This is a genomic window from Oleiphilus sp. HI0128, assembly GCF_001635365.1.
Genome location: NZ_LWGG01001434.1, coordinates 1 through 1,036, shown reverse-complemented (window position 1 = coordinate 1,036; position 1,036 = coordinate 1). Strand labels below are relative to the sequence as shown.

The 1,036-nt window shown below is 46.3% G+C and carries 1 protein-coding gene; it reads left to right on the top strand.

Features of this window, described 5'->3' with window-relative positions:
• A partial coding sequence (locus tag A3763_RS23705; RefSeq protein ID WP_197483078.1) for a PAS-domain containing protein occupies nt 1-1,036 on the top strand: 1,036 nt, incomplete at both ends.

Below are 1,036 nucleotides of genomic sequence, written 5' to 3'. Positions count from 1 at the left end.
AGACCGAATTCAAGCCCTGGCTTTTACTAACCAGTCCCAAAAACGTGCCTCGGAATACCAAAATTATGACGATATTAGCACCTTCGACCTGCGCTCACTTTTGGAACAGTTTGTTGGCAGCAGCATCACTAACAAACTCTTTGGTGAATACGACCATACCAGCGGTAATACAGCCGACGCTCGACTGATCAAAAAAGCCCAACAATCCTTATCTGGCATTGTTGGCGTTGCCTCCTCTCAGGCCATGATAGAAAGCCTAAGGAGTGGTCAGAAGCTGGCGGTAGAAGAAGTCGTTAATATCTTTGAAGAAACGACCCGAGCACTGCGTTTCAATCAGGATATTTTATTCGCGTCCTTCGATAATATTTCTTCGGGCATTAGCGTCGTCAACGGAGACCTCAATATGGTTGCCTGGAATCGTCGCTATGAAGAAATGTTTAACTATCCCCAAGGCATGCTGCAAATCGGAATTGCAGTTTCTGACTTGGTTCGCTTCAATGCTGAGCGCGGACTATTGGGGCCTGGGGCCATTGACGAGCATGTTCAACGACGTCTTAAACATTTGATGCAAGGAAAGCCTTATCGTGTTGTACGCAAGCATCATAACGGCCACGTTATCGAGATAAAGGGCAACCCTCTTCCCGATGGAGGCTATGTCACCACTTATGACGATATCACCGACTTTATGGCCGCTCAGGATGAACTCGAACAAAACAATCTTTACTTGGAGCAACGCGTGCAAAGCCGTACCGCTCAGATTGAATCTATCAATCAGGATTTACGTAAAGAGATTGAACTGAGAAAAGAAGTTGAAGAGCAATTGCTAAAGGCCAAAGCCGTGGCAGAAGAAGCGAATACCACTAAATCGCGCTTTCTGGCCCTAGCCAGCCATGATATTTTACAACCAATCAACGCCGCTCAGCTCTATGCCAATACCTTGCTAGATGTAAAAGAAGACCGTCGAGACATGAGCACTATCGTGCAAATTCGGGATGCGATTCTAAGCGCCGAAAGTATCATTTCCTCACTACTCGAA